The organism is Leptolyngbya sp. UWPOB_LEPTO1, from assembly GCF_017302695.1.
Taxonomy (GTDB): domain Bacteria; phylum Cyanobacteriota; class Cyanobacteriia; order Leptolyngbyales; family Leptolyngbyaceae; genus Leptolyngbya; species Leptolyngbya boryana.
This window is the reverse complement of the sequence record NZ_JAFLCJ010000014.1, coordinates 144422-160442: the sequence shown is the minus strand read 5'-3', so window position 1 is coordinate 160442 and position 16021 is coordinate 144422. Positions and strand designations below refer to the sequence as shown.

Genomic DNA, 16021 nt, shown 5'->3' with positions numbered 1-16021 from the left:
ATGCAACTTACTTCAGCTCCACCCGCTTTGAGATTAGAAGAACAGGAACAGCTCGTCTACTTTCAGATGGTTCATGCAGGATTTGAGCGAGCCGCTCAAGCTGTTGGAATCGTGAAGTTCTTCTATCTGATTGGAGGATATACGATTTGTCTACAGTTTGCAGGAGACGGATTAGTTCCCTATCTCACACCTGCACTTGCTCACTTAGTGACTTCACCTGTAGCAGATCCAGATCTCACGATTTGTATTTGGGATAGTGCTTCTACCTCAACGCAATTGCCATTACTGATTGGCAGTCTCATCGAACTGCTTGAGATCAATTGGACGAGCCACTTAGGACCGCGCAAAGAAGTCAAAGGATACGATGGCGATCGCATTCGCTCCAACTTTCACATCGGACCGAACATTCTGAGCGTGCTCGATCGTCAGCAAAATCTTGCCTGTTACTGGATTAAAGATGCCGAAAATATTCCCTACTGGGAAAAGGGCTCACCTCTGCAAATGATTCTAAACTGGTGGACAACCGATCATCACAAGCAATATGTTCATGCTGGAGCAGTTGGCACTCTAGATGGAGGTGTCTTGCTTGCAGGGAAAGGGGGGTCTGGCAAATCTTCTACTGCGCTCGCTTGCATCGATAGTCCACTCGTTTACGCCAGCGATGATTATTGTCTGCTTTCGATGGAGCCGACTCCCTATGTTTATAGTCTCTACAACACTGCCAAACTGAAGGGACAAGAAGATCTAGAGCGATTTCCTCGGTTGGCTCCTTGGGTCAATAATCGCGATCGCCTAGATTCAGAAAAAGCAATGCTCTTTCTGAATCATCACTGCCCTGAAAAAGTCGTCACAGGCTTTCCGATTAAAGCGGTATTAGTTCCACAAGTAACTGGAAAATCAGACACGCATTTGCGCCCGACAACAGCAGCAATGGCATTAAAAGCACTTGCGCCCAGCACAATGTTCCAATTAGCAGGTAGTGGAAAAACGGCATTCCAGATGATGTCTAGCTTAGTCAAGCAAGTTCCTTGCTATGCTCTGGAACTCGGTACGGACGTAGCCCAGATTCCCGCTGTGATTGCGAATTTACTGACATCACTTTAAATGAGGCAGTGAGATGAGAGCTTTGCAGCGAAAAATGATTGATGGGCTGACCCGATTTACACCCGCTCTACTTCCACCCCAGCGACAATACTATAACGAAACGAATAACGATCGTTGGATTGCTGAATATGTGTTTCCAGGCAAGCGAAACGGTTATTTCTTAGAAATCGGAGCCGCGAATGGTAAAGCAGCCAGTAGCTGTTATGTGTTGGAACAAGAGTTCGGATGGACAGGGATTTGTGTTGAACCGAATGACTATTTTTTTGAACAGCTTGTTGACAATCGCCCCAATAGCACTTGTGAGAAAGTTTGCCTCTCAAATCGAGTTGGCAACGTCATCTTCATAGAAGGCAGCGAAGATACGGTAAGCCCCTATCTGAGCGGGATTAAATCTAATCTGGAACAGGTCAAGCATCAGGGAAAAGAAGTGGTTCAAAAAGGCAGAGCTGTCGAGAAAGAAGCAACTACTTTGGAAGCTCTGCTGAAGAAACATCAGGCTCCTAACATCATTGACTATGCTGCTTTTGATATTGAGGGCAGCGAGTTAGATGTTTTAGAAGTGTTTCCGTTTGATCAGTATCGATTTTTGGCATTGAGCTTGGAATGCGATCACTCAATTCGAGCATCCCTTTCTCAGTTGCTATCGGCAAATGGATATCGGCAAATCAAAAATCCATTTAATCGAGATAAACCTTGGGAAATCTACTGGTTACATCAAGACAGTTACTAGACCCTAAGCAATACCAATCATGAGCACTTCTCCTTTAGTAAGCGTGATCATCCCCACCTGTAACTACGGAAAATTCATCGCAGCAACGTTGGATAGCGTACGCGCTCAAAGTTACCATCCGCTCGAAACGATCGTGGTCGATGACGGTTCAACGGATCACACTGCTGATGTAGTACGTGCTTATCCAGAAGTGCGTTACTTCTATCAATCGAATCAGGGAGTATCGGTAGCTCGTAATCGCGCGATCGCAGAGGCTCAAGGAGAATTCATTGCGTTCTTAGATGCAGATGATGTCTGGCAGCCCAATAAGCTCAGTATTCAGATTGCCTATATGTTAGAGAATCCGGATGTTGGCATCACCGCAACGAAAATCAAAAATTTTATCGAACCAGGAACTCAGCTCCCATCCTGGTTTCAACCCGAAATTGGGCTTGAAGATCACAAGAGTCCCATTCCTAGTACGCTGGTCGTTCGCAGAACTGTGTTTAGTCAAATTGGGAATTTCTCGCCTGATTATCGTGCCAGTGAAGATCTCGAATGGTTATGTCGAGCCAGAGATGCTCAAATCCCTATCATCACACTTCCTGAAACACTGATTCTCAGACGGCTTCATGGCGCGAATTTGTCCTGGCAAGCATGGCGTGAAAGCGTTCATCGTGCCATCAAAATCCTGAGAGCATCGCTTGCCCGTAAAACACAGCGACTCGCTGATTAAGTCAATTTAAGAGCGGTCAGCAAGCGTTCAGCGTCATCTTGAGGGTCATATCCTAGCAAGGCTTGAGCATTGCTGATATCCCAATAGCGGCGAGTATTGCCGGAAATAGCGTAGAAAATCTGAAAGCCGAGATTATCTTGCTCTAGCGATCGCTGTACGAGTTGAGCCAGATCCCGTGGACTACACCAGACTGCCAGCATGTGATCGTTAGGGCTGTAAAGTTTGGGTTCGGCTACAAAGGCTCCGATGCGAAGGCAAACGATCGACATTTCATATCGATCGACAAAAAATTGCCCTAACGTTTCACCAAATGCCTTGCCAACTGCATACAACGAGTCAGGGCGAACCAGTTGATCAGACGTAATCTGAGGTTCTTGCTTCACTTCTCGCCAGCCAGAAACATGATTCGTGCTGGCATAAATGATTTGCTTGACTCCGGCTTGGCGAGCTGCTTCAAAGACGTTGTATGTGCCACCAATACCGCTCGTATAAACGTCTTGCCAAGGCTGATCGATACGAGGATTTGCTGCAAGATGAATCACAGCATCGACTCCTTGCATTGCCTTAAGCACGGCTCTAAAGTTTTCGATGTTGACCACTCGCATATCTTGCACCTGGGGAATACGTTTACGATCGAGACAACGAAAGTGATAGGTTTCCCCAAGATAGTGCTGCAAGGACATCCCAATCGTTCCGGCTGCTCCCGTCAAGAGAACTGTTTTTTGATTCGACTTAGAGCGAGGTTGAAAGAAGTTGCGCATGTTTAGATTTCCTGAGTCGTTTGAGGGAGATTAGACTGCCGCCGTCGATCCAGCATCGTTTTGAGAATATGGAGACGTTGATTCGCGTGCTGACGTTCTGTAATGCCACTGTTCGTCTCATGCAGTCGCCTATGATAAACAATGTCGGGCAACATGAGCTGTCTCAACTGTTGTTCGACCGCGCGGGCATACCAACTTATATCGATTCCTGTTTTTAACTCGGTTTCAAACTCACCGACTCGCAGGAATGCCGATCGCTTAATCAGCATCGCGCTGGAAATATAAGCAGCACTCGGCTGCTCCGGACAGCGAATGCGTTGCCGAAACGTTTCGTCTAGCTCTGGACTATAAAACTGTTGAACATAGCCAAACACAGCCTCCAAATTTGGATCAGATGTAAAGGCTTCCATTTGTTGAGATAACTTGTCTGGCATCCAAATATCATCGGAATCAAGAAAGGCTAGAAATTCGCCTTGAGCTAAGCCAATTCCGGTATTTCTAGCAGCGCTGATTCCACCATTTGGTTGATAGTGGTAAACAAGATTTGGGATATATCGCTGAGCAATCTCTGCACTACGATCGCTCGATCCATCATCAACCACAACTAACTCGATCGCTGGATAAGTCTGAGCGAGAACACTATCGATCGCTTCAGCGAGATAGCGATCGCGATTGTAAACCGGAATAATCACACTAACCAGTGGAAAATTAACAGTCATCAGAATTGTCCTTTCATTAAATCATCCGATAAACTTCACTGTTACAAAAGCTATTCAGGAAGTAATCTGCTGAGAGTTTCTGTCTGGTTTCGCAATGCTTCAGGTAAAGGTGCGTCTCAAGAATTAAGGACGTATCCAACGCTTTTTCTGCGGCTTCTTCTAGAGTGTTGAAGTACATGGGATACTCATCACCCAAGTATTCTTTCACAGACGGGAGTGGATTGACGAGCAGGGGAGTTGCACGAGCGATGCATTCAATAACGGCATTGTTCGCGCTGGCATCATACAAATCAATAAAGGCGATATTGGCAGCTAATAGATCATCATACTCATCATTAGGGAGATGTCGAAGAACAGTCGTATTTTCTGAGTATGCTTCATCAACATCGATCTTATGAATTCTCGCTTCTTGCTGCATCAGCTTAGTAATGAGATCTTCGGCTACATCAAACAAAAAGCCTAGCCTTACTTTCTCATAGCCCAGTGAATTATCTTTATCCAGTGGGAGTCGATAAATCGAGTTCAATTTGCGGAGCCACCATCCAATCTGCACCACCTTTTTACGTGGATTTTGTAAGAATTGATGAAAATCAAACTGTTTTTCAGGAATTTCAGTTGGATGAACTAACACAGAAACAGGCTTGCCTGTCTGCTCTCTTAGCCATTCTGCATGATAGTTCGAGAGGGCAAACAACCCAATGCAATGAGGTAGACTATCTTGCCAGATTTGCTTTTGAAATAGCCTTTGGAGTGAATTGTGATAATGAAACCAAATGGGAATAGCAGGAGGATTGTGGAAGAACCCAACCCAAGGTTTTTGATAAGGCGTAATTCCTTTTTCTTCTGAGGTTGCGAGATACTGAAACACACCATCAGCTTTCATTTTTGCCAAAATTTGGCGCGATCGCGATCGCGCATTGTGCTGAAATAGAAACTGATTTTCTATACACCCATCAAACAAAACACCATGAGGATTGTGCAACGGACTCAGTGCCTGAACTGCAAAGTTCCAGCCGCTACGATGAAACCCAAAAATTCGTTGTTTTCCAAGACTAATTTTGCCAGTGGTCATGCCTCTGGATATATGTTCTGTCTTGATTACGCTTGAGTTTCCTGCTGAAACAATTTCCGCTTGACTAGAAGAACTCTTACGTTCTGATAAGCCCAAACAGTGGTAGTAAAACGATAGATCGGTTGCCTCAAAATCTAAGCTCAGCGCTTGCTCGTAGTACTGCAATGCTTCTTCCATCCGACGTTGTTTGAGCATCAAATTGGCTAACTGCTGATAGGCAGGCGCATAGTTCGGATGGAGTCGGATTGTTTCTTGATAGCGCGTCAAGGCTTCTTCCAGATGACCTCGAGCGTGCCAAGCGTTCGCTAACTGGAATTGAGTCAGGGCACTCTCTACATTAGATGACTGTTTCATAGGAACTATACCTTGCTTTGTACAGTGAGCAGTTTACGGGCGAATACGTACTGGATCAAAAGTCGAATTGGGCGAAGCACGTAGTAAAGGAAAAATAGCCAGCTTGGCAAAGGTAATAGCTCACGATCGCGATCATTGATCGATGTGATGGTTGTCAAAATCGCGAGCAGCGTGATGAGGGGATAAAAGCCTGTCGCAAAAATTCCATCTCTCGCTTGATCTAGAGTATTCAGTTGGTTCGTATATTCCGACCAAGAAGTTTTCAACACGCCTGTAGGAGCGCGATCGCTCTCAAAAACTTGCTGATGGCTTGAATCGTTTCCGGCAAGTTTCTCGCGCACAAATTCGGGTAGCGGAACACCCAGAAGTTGAGCAGTCACCTCAACCCCGATGAGAAAAAGCCGTTGGCTTCGTAAATCAGCCGATAGTTCTAGCGCAGTATTCCAGTTCAACTTAGGATACGCTTGAATGATCTGAGCAACATCACAAATCTGCTTAAATGAGCGCTTCCAAGGTTCCTTCGCAACATTTAGACATTGAACGACCAGTGCTGTCTCCGGCGAAAACGTTTGAATCGACTGTCCCATCAGATCGATCGTGTCTAGATTTTCCCAGAGGCGCTCAATGCGATCGCACTTCCAAGTTCGTCTCGGCGGAATTCCCCAATGTAAGTCAATGCTTCGCTCTGGATTACTATGCAGCAAAGAGTGTTGAAACTTCTGATTAAACAAGGCTGCATCAGGCGTGCGGTTCACTAAAGAAATCTGAAGATATCGCTGAAATTGTAGAAGTTCGCCTGTTGAAACTGGAGAATGATAGCCTGCTGCTACTAAGACTGCTTTTGCTTGCCAAAAATCTTGCCGCTTAACAAGAATATCTAAATCATTGAATTGACGAAAGGCAATATTGCCGTATGCAGAAGCCGCAAGTGCCGATCCCTTAAATGCGATCGCATCAATTCCAGCCGCTTCAAGCTGCGCAAGCACCTTCAAGAGTTCCTGAGTTTGCGAGACATTATGCAATCCATTCATCCGATAGCAAACTTGCAAATTCATCAGAACGGAGCGTGGGACTTGAACATCCATCGATTTAAGAGCGTGATATAGCAGCGGCATAACGCCATGATCGATCGCAGTTTTTAACAGTACCGACCAATCGATCGCCCCTCCCAACGCATCTTTCACGTCGCACTCGGTTGTTGTGCCGAAATAGAACCGGATACAGGCTAGTAAAGCAGTATTTTCAGGAGTTGTCATTGATAGTGTTTGGCTTGAATTTCAAACAAGTGAGCATAGGTTCCTCGTCGCGCCATTAATTGGTCATGCGTCCCACTTTCTGTGATTCTTCCTTGATCCATCACATAAATTCGATCCGCCATCTTGACCGTTGAGAGACGATGAGTAATTAACAACGCTGAGCGATCGCGCATCAGATCCCGAAATTTCTGAAAGACTTCAGCCTCAGCTTTGGCATCCATAGCGCTGGTTGGTTCATCGAGCACAACCAACTGAGCTTCACGTAAAAAAGCCCGAGCTAATGCAATCTTTTGCCATTGTCCTCCGCTGAGTTCTTCGCCCCCTTTAAACCACTTTCCGAGCAGTGTGTTATAGCCTTGTGGCAAGGTTTGAATCACTGTATCGGCACCCGATTGATGAGCAGATTGAACAATGCGATCAGAGGTAATCGGTAGTTCAATATTGCCAAGCCAGATATTATCTTGGGCGCTGAATTGATAGCGCGTGTAGTCTTGGAAAATCACACTGATCTGACGATGCAAATCGTCAGGCGAGAAGTGCCGAATATCAATGCCATCGATCGTAATCCGCCCTTCTGTGACATCGTAGAGTCGAGTCAAAAGTTTGACCAATGTTGTTTTACCCGAGCCATTTTCACCAACGAGTGCAATCACTTCTCCTGGTTGAATAGAAAGATTGATTTGCTTCAGTGCAAAACGGGCAGAATTCTGGTACCGAAAACTGACATTTTCAAACACAATTCCGCGGCGAAACGGATATGGCACAGTTGTCGGGTGAAGAGGTTTCGCGATCGTGGGTTGAATCGCCAAAAACTCGTACAGGTCAGCAAGAAATAGATGATTTTCATGCAGGCTTGCTAGATTGCCAATGAGATCTTTCAGCGCACCCTGCCCGCGTTGCAGAGCTTGGCTATAAAGGACGAGATCGCCAAGCTGAAATTTCCCCTGCAGCGTTTGTTCAATCATAAATCCATACGCTGCAAGAACTGCAAGGCTCGTGATCCCTTGCATGAGCAATCGAGCACTGGCTTGTCGGGTAATCAACGCAAGCTTTTCTCGCAGCAATTGCTGTCTTAACTCCTGCACCCATTCAATCAGTAAGTTGCCAATATTGAAGAGCCGAATTTCTTTCGCTGGGCTATCGCCTAACAGTAAATGCCCAAAATAATTAGCTTTACGTTCAAGTTCAGTTTGATGTCGCTGCCACTTGTAAAGCGCTTTAGACTGTTGAACCCGCAGAAGCATCATGGGCATCGAGGCAACGACTAAAATACTAATCAACCCCCAATGCATCGTGATGAGTAACCCGGCAACCACAATGAGAGAAAGGGCACTTTGCCCAATTGAGGTCAAATTGTTCAACATTCGAGTAGGACGGTGAGGAGCCTCCCACTTCGCACGCTCTAGAATGTCTTGATACTGAGGATTTTCATAAGACTCTAAATCAATCTCGATCGCTTTTCTGTAGAGTACAACTTGCATGTAATCCGTCACTCGCTGAGATAAAGTCGTCGAAACTAACTCAGCGATAACGGCAGCAAAATTAGTCAGCAGCATGACTATTCCTGTACCCATCAACAGAAATAGAATGTGATTAAAATTTTGAGACTGACTCGTTCCCTTGAGACTACTGGCAATGCTGTCAACAATCAGCTTAATCAAGTAAAGCTGGATCAGCGGTAACAGCGTTTGAACAATCGCCACAAAGCTATGAATCGTTGTCCAGAATGGCGAACTTTGCCACACTAACGTAACTGCGCGGTTAATTTTCAACATGTAGAAACCCAACAGGAGAATGATCTCCGAATGATTTCCTATTCAAGTGATTTAGGAAACAAGTAGAGCAAGTTCGGTTTCTACTGATTCGTGTACTCCGTTTTTACGACAGGCTTTTTTGAAAAACTTCACGCAAAATTCACATTATGATCTGGTATCAATACTAACTCGTCCAATGCGGTCGAATGGATAAAACCGGATCCAAGCGCGACCCAAGATAAAATCTTTGGGCAAAAAGCCCCAAACATGCGAATCATTACTATTATTTCGGTTGTCTCCCATCACAAAGTAGCTATCTGCTGGAACAGCTGCAGGTCGCATCGTATACCTCGGCGCTTCAGCAATATACGGTTCTTGTAAGACCTGACCATCGACAAATACTTTTCCAGACTTAATCTCGACCGTTTGCCCAGGCTTGCCAATGATCCGCTTGATGAAGGCTTGATCTTTAGAATATCCAAGTTCTTGTAACTGAGGGGGTGGATCAAAGACAATGATGTCGCCAAATTCTGGTGGATGCGATCGATACGACAATTTCTCAACGACTAAGCGATCGCCCACTCGTAACGTCGGAACCATCGAATCAGATGGAATAAATCTCGGTTCTGCCACATACGATCTCACGAGCAAAGCCAAAATCAAGGCAATAAATAGAATTTGGAAGTTCTCCCACCAGATTTTCCATTTGGGCGGAGAATCTGAAGCAGGAAGATTTTGAGGTTCGGCTTTGGTTTCGGGAGTCATGGCACGTTTAACTTGGTCTTTGGACATTTTATCTCTCTTCCACTTCTTTACCGATTTTGACCAGGCTTTCTTGTAGCAAAATAGAAACTGAATTGTCTGTAAAAACGTGCAAAATTCAGGAGCATCGTTCTATGCCAATCACTTCACTTCAAGACCTACGAGAAAATCTCGATGGACTGGGATACTATCTAGGTCCTAGAGGACTTGATGGGTTAGGAAATAGCGTGAATGCTTGCGATCGTGACATTCTCGGTGCGATTAACTGTGACACGACTTCGCTACGAGTCTTATCGAATTTAGACGACTACACCCGTGCTGCGATTCTGCAATACCAATTGGATAGCAACATGGCAGCAACCGGAAACGATGGTGCAGATTTGAGAAGTTCGATCGAGAAGACGGTGAGAATTCTACAAAACAATCTCAAAATCGTTTTGAAAGTCGATATTGAGCTGAGCGGCAACTACCGCCGCACGACTTATAGTGCTGTTAAAACTTATCAAAGAACTCGCAAACTTCCTGTTACAGGAATTGCGACACTTACAGTTCGGAGACGCTTAAATGATGATGCAAAAGGTGTCGTATCTCCAACTCCGACTCCCACTTCCGAACTGAATGAACTTCGCAAACTGAAAAGCGATTTAATCACTTTGAAACAGAGTCTCCAAGCCCGACAAATTAATGATCAAGAATTTATTCGCGAAGTGTTTGCAAGACTTCCTTAAGTCCGAGAAGTTGGAGGTCTTAAAATTCTTAACTTTTCATTCAGGTTTAACTTTAAAAAGAACGATCGCGATTCTCAAAAGTGAACTGCGATCGTTCAATCGTGAAATTCAATTAGTTCATTTTAGAAGCCAAACGATCGATCGCATTGGTCAAACGTTCTTGAGAAACTAACAATGGATCGGGTGCTGCGGCTTCTTCGATCGCTTCTTGCCGGGAAAAACGTCGCTTTGCTTTCTCAAACGCGCGAATCATCAAGAAAATCGAAAGAGCAATCACTAGGAAATTGATAACCGATGCAAGAAAAACTCCATACTTGATGCCTTCATACGAAAGATTCTGCAAGCTATCGACTCGGGCAGCTTTCAGAGCAGGATTCAAAATTAACGGAGTAATAATATCCTCTACAAACGAAGTCACAATTTTGCCAAAAGCAGTACCAATAATGACTGCAACTGCAAGGTCAATAACATTTCCTTGCATGAGAAACTTCTGAAAATCAGCCCAAAAACTACTTCTTGCCATAAGTCAATTTATCCTCAACTTTCACACTAGAAATGACTCAATCTGCTAACTGAATCATTTTCTACTTTCGCGTATTATAAGACGAGAGTTATTGCAGTTTTTCAAGGATCTGATATTTCTTATAGTTAGCATCAAAAAAATAAAGCGGTAGAAAGAGTTGTCTTTCTACCGCTTTTACTATTCAAGAATTAGAACTTATTCGGCTGCTGGCAGCAATTCTCGCTCTTGACCGTGAAGTACCTTCACTTGTCCATTCTCATCTACGTCAACCGTCGCAATATCGCCATCTTTCACCCGTGCGGACAGAATCTCTTCTGCTAACGAGTCTTCAAGCAATCGCATAATGGCTCGACGGAGCGGACGTGCACCATAGCTCGGATTGTAGCCTTCATCAACGAGGCGGTCTTTGAACCGCTCTGTGACTTGCAGCGTAATTCCTTGCTCTTTCAAACGCTTGAACACGTCGTTGAGCATGATGTCCGCGATCTCTTTGACTTCTGCCTTGTTCAACTGACGGAAGACGATAATTTCATCTAGTCGGTTCAAGAACTCAGGACGGAAGTATTGCTTCAGTTCTTCGTTCACCAAGGAGCGGATGCGGTTGTATTGCGATTCCGATTCGTTCTCGGTAGAGAACTCGAAACCAAGTCCACCGCCACCCTTCTCGATCACCTTAGAACCAATGTTCGAGGTCATGATCAAGAGTGTGTTCTTGAAGTCTACGGTGCGTCCCTTAGCATCGGTCAAACGACCATCTTCCAAGATTTGCAGCAGCATGTTGAACACGTCGGGGTGCGCTTTCTCGATTTCGTCGAAGAGCACAACGGTGTACGGTCTACGACGAACCGCTTCAGTCAATTGACCGCCTTCGTTGTAGCCGACATATCCAGGAGGCGAACCGATCAGTTTAGAAACGGTGTGACGCTCCATGAACTCTGACATGTCGAGACGAATCATCGCTTCTTCAGATCCGAAGAAGTAAGCTGCTAAGGCTTTCGTCAATTCGGTTTTACCTACCCCAGTCGGACCAGAGAAGATAAAGGACGCGATCGGGCGATTGGGATTCTTCAAGCCCACCCGTGCGCGGCGAATTGCACGCGATACTGCTTTCACCGCTTCATCTTGACCAATCAAGCGAGTGTGCAGCGTATCTTCCATGTGCAGCAGCTTCTCAGACTCAGATTCGGTAAGTTTGTTCACCGGAACGCCTGTCCAGGAGGCAACGATTTGCGCGATGTCATCTTCGCCGACGACCGGAGAAGCATTTTCATCGGTCGCTTCGGTTTTGCGGGTTTGAGCGATCGCTCTGATTTCCGCTTTGATCTCCATCTCGCGATCGCGCAGTTCACCTGCCCGGTCGAAATTCTGAGATCTGACTGCATCATCTTTGTCTTTCAGGACTTGACGCAGTTCGCGATCGAGTTCTTTTGCAGCGGGCGGCAATTGAGAATTAATCAACCGCACGCGCGAGCCTGCTTCGTCGATCAAGTCGATCGCTTTATCCGGCAAGAATCGATCTGAGATATAGCGATCGGATAGCTTCGCGGCTGCTTCTAGCGCTTCATCTGAAATTTTCAGCTTGTGGTGCTGCTCATAACGTTCGCGTAAGCCTCGGAGGATCTCGATCGTTTCATCGACCGAAGGTTCACCCACCATGACAGGCTGGAAGCGGCGTTCGAGCGCTGCATCGCGTTCAATGTGCTTCCGATACTCATCGAGCGTCGTTGCACCAATACATTGCAGTTCACCTCGGGCAAGGGCTGGCTTCAGAATGTTGGCAGCGTCGATCGCGCCTTCTGCCGCGCCTGCACCGATTAAGGTATGAACTTCGTCAATGACCAGGATGACATTTCCGGCAGAGCGGATTTCATCCATGATTTTTTTCAAGCGTTCCTCGAATTCGCCTCGGTACTTGGTTCCTGCCACGAGTAGACCGATATCGAGGGTGACGACGCGCTTATCTTCTAAGATGTCAGGAACGTCATCATTGGCAATCCGTTGAGCGAGTCCTTCAGCGATCGCGGTTTTACCCACCCCAGGCTCACCAATTAACACGGGGTTGTTCTTCGTCCGACGACCCAGGATTTGAATGACTCGTTCGATTTCTTTTTGGCGACCGACCACGGGATCGAGTTTGCCTTCGGCTGCCATCTGCGTCAGATTCGAGCCGAATTCGTCTAAGGTCGGGGTTTTGGTGCGACCTTGGCTACCACCCGAAGTGACTTCGGCGGTTTCGCCTAACATCCGAATAACTTGAGTACGAACTTTCGAGAGGTCAACGCCTAGATTTTCTAACACCCTGGCGGCAACGCCTTCACCTTCTCGAATTAATCCTAAGAGCAGGTGTTCGGTTCCAATATAATTGTGACCGAGTTGGCGAGCCTCCTCAAGCGAGAGTTCCAAAACGCGCTTTGCCCGTGGGGTAAACGGAATTTCCACTGCCACAAAGCCGGAACCGCGACCAATGATCTTCTCAACTTCAATCCGAGCGTCCTTGAGGTTCACTCCCATCGATTTGAGAACTTTGGCAGCGACACCCGTTCCTTCTCCAATCAGACCCAGGAGGATCTGCTCTGTACCCACAAAGTTATGACCCAAGCGGCGTGCTTCCTCTTGGGCTAACATAATCACCTTAATGGCTTTTTCTGTGAAGCGTTCAAACATGGCGTATTTCCATTCACCTGCTGCGTAGGTCTGATTCTAGCATAGCCGAACTCTCCGGTTACGGAGTTCCGAAACAGGCAAATGGGAGGATTACCGAACGAAATCCTGCCGTTAGAATGAATTGAAATTGTGTGATTTACTACCAAAGGCAGATTGTTATCGAATCTTTAGGGAGAAGTCAAGCTGGTTTTTTTCAGGTTCAGCAAAGCTTCAGGATCGCTGAGTGTCCATTGTTGCTGGTGGAGTCGATCGCGAATTTGTTGCCACTTTTCCTTTAGAGAATCCTCGAATTCTGCTGTTTGTAGTTGACCACGCCAGAGAATTAAGGCATTTTCGCCCGTATCAGTGTAGTAATTCTTACGCTGACCTGCAACTTTAAACTGGAACTTTTCGTATAAAGAGATTGCAGCCTCATTAGAAATTCTAACTTCTAACGTAGCGTGTTTCATTTGGCGTTGACGCGCCCGCTCGAGCAATGCCAGTAAGATCAATTGTCCAAATCCCTGATGTTGATCATCGGGATGAATCGCGAGAATGGTAATGTGCGCTTCGTCTACGATCGCCCAGAAACATCCATAGCCAATTAAATGATCCCCAGATAAGAGCGCGATTAATTCACTATTTGGGCTGTCTACTTCTCGCTGATATCCTTCGATCGTCCAGAGTCCATTGAAGCAAATTTGATCCAGTTCGAGGACGTTAGGGAGGAGCGGGTGGTCGATTGTCTGTAGCGTAATGGAATTCACAGGGATAGGATGAACAGAACGGATCTGATTGTATCGAAGTGCGATCGATATGAGAAAATTTTGATCACTCACGATGTGGGCTTGAGAGATGCTTGAGGCAAGACTTTCAACTCGCGAATGCAGGAGATTTTAAGGGTAGCATTGCCAGAAGCATGAGAGCTTTTGAAATCAGGTGAAGCCCTGGTTGAAATTAGCAGCAATTAGACAAGTTGATGAGATCGCGTCAACGCTGATTGGTAAATGAGAAGATGCGATAACTCATCATTGTTTACTGTATAAATTACTCCTGGACACTCGTTCTAGAAAAGTTTAGACTGGATCTTTCCTCAGCTAAGGAAATTATGTGAAGGCAAAAGTTTTAAGCCTTCTATGCGATCGTTTTGGCGCAGGGTGCTGTAATGCTCAAGTTCTCAACTGTGTAAACTTCAAGACCCATAACAGAAGAACCGATGAACCCATCCATTCGTGCCATCCTCATAACCGTCTTCATCACTGCTGGCTTTGGTAGCCCAGCTTCGGCTCAGTTTGGCGCACCTAGCAGTCTCAGCTTCAGCAACATGAATGCCTACCTCAGCATCCAGAAAAATGCTGCAATGGTTCGTGAAACTCAGACACGGCTTGATGGCATCAATCGGCGCAACAACAGTGACCGGAGTGCGCAAACCACTGCCCGCGCCCAAGCTCAAACTGCCCCACAAACAAGCTTTAGCTCCAGTCCGCAACGCCTGCTGGTGACGCAGTTTTCTCAGAGCTTGAGCAACGACCCCACTATAGTAAGTCAGTTGAACGAAACCTTTATCGGGGGCTTCACTGCCTTCGAGCAAGAAGCCCAACGTCTGGGTCGCCCTAACAATGTCGCGATGGCATTCACCTACTTGGTAGGGGTCTGCTACATGGTGCATTACGGCGAGGAACCTAGTGAAACTGCGCTGATGAATCTCCAAGCTAACGTCGATGCTGCCTTCGGTTCTTCGGCAACCTTCAAAGCACTGAACAGCCAAGAGCGTCAAAAGCTCTATGAAACCTTTGTTCTGATGGCGACTCTGCCTCTAGCGGGCTATACAGTAGCAACCGAGGAAAAAGACCAAGAATTGCTCGAAACCTACCGTTCGATCGCTGGAGTTTCTCTCGAAACTGCCTTGGGAGTGCGCCCAGATCGGTTGCGCTTTACGGCGACAGGGTTAGAACTGCGCTAAAGAACAAATCTGATACAAAACGGTCACGCCATATCCAATCAAGCGATCCCCAGATACAGAGTGCGATTAATTCACGATTGAGGCTGTCTACTTCTCGGTGATACCCTTCGATTGTCCAAAGTCCGTTGCAACAAGTTTGATCGAGTTCGAGGACTTTGGGGGAGGAGGGAATGATCGATCGTTTGGAGCGTGATGGAATTCACAAGGATAGAGCCTAGACGGATGGATCTGATTGTATCGAAGTCAAGTCGATCGAGATGAAAGAACCTATGAATCTCTGAGGCTGTATCCAGAATCAATCAAGCTGTTACCGTTTGAGCTAGCATCAATCCAATCTGAAATCGCAACGATTTGAATGAAATCGCATGAAAATTCGGAATGTGCAGCCCAGTGACTATCAATCCATTATTTGTGTTGTGAATGAATGGTGGGGCGGAAGGCAGATGAGGGATATGCTCCCTAAACTCTTTTTTGTTCACTTCTGTGAAACAAGTTTCATCGCAGAAATTGATCAAAAAATCATTGGTTTTTTAATTGGCTTCTTATCGCAGAGTCACTCGGAAGAAGCATATATTCACTTTGTTGGAATTCACCCGGATTTTAGAAAGCAAGGTGTAGGAAGTGCTTTGTATCAACAGTTCTTTCAAGTGGTGCAAAGGTTTGATCGGGTTCGAGTTAGGTGTGTAACTTCCCCGGTTAATCAAGACTCGATCGCTTATCATCTACGCTTGGGATTTGAAGCTGAACCTAGTCATGCTGAGAGAAATGGAGTGCCTTTCCATCCAGATTACGATGGCTCAGGAGAAGATAGGGTTTTATTTATCAAGCAACTATCAGAAATTAATAGGCTGGTAATCTGACACAAAATCTAGATCGTTATCTTGAATGTGGCTAGAACTTAGCGGGTCGCCGTTTTGCATTTGTCAAATCCGAGAAC

At 45.9% G+C, this 16021-nt stretch carries 15 protein-coding genes; 6 read left to right on the top strand and 9 right to left on the bottom strand.

What is annotated here, in order from left to right; genetic code table 11:
- Genes J0L70_RS20735 through J0L70_RS20725 form a run of 3 tightly spaced genes read left to right on the top strand, consistent with a single transcriptional unit; the run spans position 1 to position 2549 of the window.
- The gene (locus J0L70_RS20735) at positions 1-1104 is read left to right on the top strand and encodes a phosphoenolpyruvate carboxykinase (ATP) (protein ID WP_287455725.1); all 1104 of its coding nucleotides are present in this window, start codon (positions 1-3) and stop codon (positions 1102-1104) included.
- Positions 1105-1117: 13 nt separating this feature from the next.
- On the top strand, positions 1118-1834 hold the full coding sequence (locus J0L70_RS20730; protein WP_287455724.1) for an FkbM family methyltransferase: 717 nt from the start codon (positions 1118-1120) through the stop codon (positions 1832-1834).
- 19 nt (positions 1835-1853) lie between these two features.
- On the top strand, positions 1854-2549 hold the full coding sequence (locus J0L70_RS20725) for a glycosyltransferase family 2 protein (RefSeq protein ID WP_017289125.1): 696 nt from the start codon (positions 1854-1856) through the stop codon (positions 2547-2549).
- On the opposite strand, the gene J0L70_RS20720 is transcribed toward J0L70_RS20725, so the two are convergent.
- The 6 genes from J0L70_RS20720 to lepB all read right to left on the bottom strand — a co-directional run bounded on the left by J0L70_RS20720 (position 2546) and on the right by lepB (position 9257).
- Positions 2546-3310: an NAD-dependent epimerase/dehydratase family protein gene (locus J0L70_RS20720; RefSeq protein WP_287455723.1), complete on the bottom strand. Its 765-nt coding sequence runs from the start codon at positions 3308-3310 to the stop codon at positions 2546-2548. The genes J0L70_RS20725 and J0L70_RS20720 overlap by 4 nt on opposite strands.
- A 2-nt stretch (positions 3311-3312) precedes the next feature.
- The gene (locus J0L70_RS20715) at positions 3313-4029 is read right to left on the bottom strand and encodes a glycosyltransferase family 2 protein (protein ID WP_287455722.1); all 717 of its coding nucleotides are present in this window, start codon (positions 4027-4029) and stop codon (positions 3313-3315) included.
- Between the two features lie 16 nt (positions 4030-4045).
- Entirely contained in the window at positions 4046-5455 is a 1410-nt protein-coding gene (locus J0L70_RS20710; protein ID WP_017289122.1) for a tetratricopeptide repeat protein, read from the bottom strand.
- Between the two features lie 5 nt (positions 5456-5460).
- A complete protein-coding gene (locus J0L70_RS20705) occupies positions 5461-6711 on the bottom strand; it encodes a nucleotidyltransferase domain-containing protein (RefSeq protein ID WP_287455721.1) in 1251 nt (416 codons plus the stop codon).
- Complete coding sequence (locus tag J0L70_RS20700; RefSeq protein WP_287455720.1) at positions 6708-8486, bottom strand: ABC transporter ATP-binding protein; 1779 nt, start codon at positions 8484-8486, stop codon at positions 6708-6710. The genes J0L70_RS20705 and J0L70_RS20700 overlap by 4 nt, the downstream gene beginning before the upstream one ends.
- Positions 8487-8630: 144 nt before the next feature.
- Positions 8631-9257 (bottom strand): signal peptidase I, encoded by a 627-nt coding sequence (gene lepB / locus J0L70_RS20695; RefSeq protein ID WP_287455719.1) that lies wholly within the window; start codon positions 9255-9257, stop codon positions 8631-8633.
- A 104-nt stretch (positions 9258-9361) separates the two neighbouring features.
- On the opposite strand from lepB, the gene J0L70_RS20690 reads away from it, so the two are divergent.
- Positions 9362-9955 (top strand): peptidoglycan-binding domain-containing protein, encoded by a 594-nt coding sequence (locus J0L70_RS20690; RefSeq protein WP_026148756.1) that lies wholly within the window; start codon positions 9362-9364, stop codon positions 9953-9955.
- Positions 9956-10067: 112 nt separating this feature from the next.
- On the opposite strand, the gene mscL is transcribed toward J0L70_RS20690, so the two are convergent.
- The 3 genes from mscL to rimI all read right to left on the bottom strand — a co-directional run bounded on the left by mscL (position 10068) and on the right by rimI (position 13960).
- Positions 10068-10478 (bottom strand): large conductance mechanosensitive channel protein MscL, encoded by a 411-nt coding sequence (mscL, locus tag J0L70_RS20685; RefSeq protein WP_190653301.1) that lies wholly within the window; start codon positions 10476-10478, stop codon positions 10068-10070.
- A 195-nt stretch (positions 10479-10673) separates the two neighbouring features.
- Positions 10674-13142, bottom strand: a complete 2469-nt coding sequence (locus tag J0L70_RS20680) for an ATP-dependent Clp protease ATP-binding subunit (RefSeq protein ID WP_017289117.1) — start codon at positions 13140-13142, stop codon at positions 10674-10676.
- Positions 13143-13309: 167 nt separating this feature from the next.
- Positions 13310-13960 carry a ribosomal protein S18-alanine N-acetyltransferase gene (rimI, locus tag J0L70_RS20675; protein WP_287455718.1) on the bottom strand — a complete coding sequence of 217 codons (651 nt, stop codon included), beginning with the start codon at positions 13958-13960 and terminating at the stop codon, positions 13310-13312.
- Between the two features lie 377 nt (positions 13961-14337).
- Here rimI and J0L70_RS20670 point away from each other — a divergent pair, with 377 nt between their 5' ends.
- Together J0L70_RS20670 and J0L70_RS20665 are read left to right on the top strand one after the other, a co-directional pair.
- Positions 14338-15084 (top strand): DUF6683 family protein, encoded by a 747-nt coding sequence (locus J0L70_RS20670; protein ID WP_287455717.1) that lies wholly within the window; start codon positions 14338-14340, stop codon positions 15082-15084.
- A gap of 416 nt (positions 15085-15500) precedes the next feature.
- Entirely contained in the window at positions 15501-15944 is a 444-nt protein-coding gene (locus tag J0L70_RS20665) for a GNAT family N-acetyltransferase (RefSeq protein WP_287455716.1), read from the top strand.
- Positions 15945-16021 lie beyond the last annotated feature (77 nt).

Excerpts from the sequence above, each read along its gene's own strand:
- J0L70_RS20735 (WP_287455725.1), top strand. The coding sequence starts at position 1 with ATGCAACTTACTTCAGCTCCACCCGCTTTGAGATTAGAAGAACAGGAA.
- J0L70_RS20730 (WP_287455724.1), top strand. The coding sequence starts at position 1,118 with ATGAGAGCTTTGCAGCGAAAAATGATTGATGGGCTGACCCGATTTACA.
- J0L70_RS20725 (WP_017289125.1), top strand. The coding sequence starts at position 1,854 with ATGAGCACTTCTCCTTTAGTAAGCGTGATCATCCCCACCTGTAACTAC.
- J0L70_RS20720 (WP_287455723.1), bottom strand. The coding sequence starts at position 3,310 with ATGCGCAACTTCTTTCAACCTCGCTCTAAGTCGAATCAAAAAACAGTT.
- J0L70_RS20715 (WP_287455722.1), bottom strand. The coding sequence starts at position 4,029 with ATGACTGTTAATTTTCCACTGGTTAGTGTGATTATTCCGGTTTACAAT.
- J0L70_RS20710 (WP_017289122.1), bottom strand. The coding sequence starts at position 5,455 with ATGAAACAGTCATCTAATGTAGAGAGTGCCCTGACTCAATTCCAGTTA.
- J0L70_RS20705 (WP_287455721.1), bottom strand. The coding sequence starts at position 6,711 with ATGACAACTCCTGAAAATACTGCTTTACTAGCCTGTATCCGGTTCTAT.
- J0L70_RS20700 (WP_287455720.1), bottom strand. The coding sequence starts at position 8,486 with ATGTTGAAAATTAACCGCGCAGTTACGTTAGTGTGGCAAAGTTCGCCA.
- lepB (WP_287455719.1), bottom strand. The coding sequence starts at position 9,257 with ATGTCCAAAGACCAAGTTAAACGTGCCATGACTCCCGAAACCAAAGCC.
- J0L70_RS20690 (WP_026148756.1), top strand. The coding sequence starts at position 9,362 with ATGCCAATCACTTCACTTCAAGACCTACGAGAAAATCTCGATGGACTG.
- mscL (WP_190653301.1), bottom strand. The coding sequence starts at position 10,478 with ATGGCAAGAAGTAGTTTTTGGGCTGATTTTCAGAAGTTTCTCATGCAA.
- J0L70_RS20680 (WP_017289117.1), bottom strand. The coding sequence starts at position 13,142 with ATGTTTGAACGCTTCACAGAAAAAGCCATTAAGGTGATTATGTTAGCC.
- J0L70_RS20670 (WP_287455717.1), top strand. The coding sequence starts at position 14,338 with ATGAACCCATCCATTCGTGCCATCCTCATAACCGTCTTCATCACTGCT.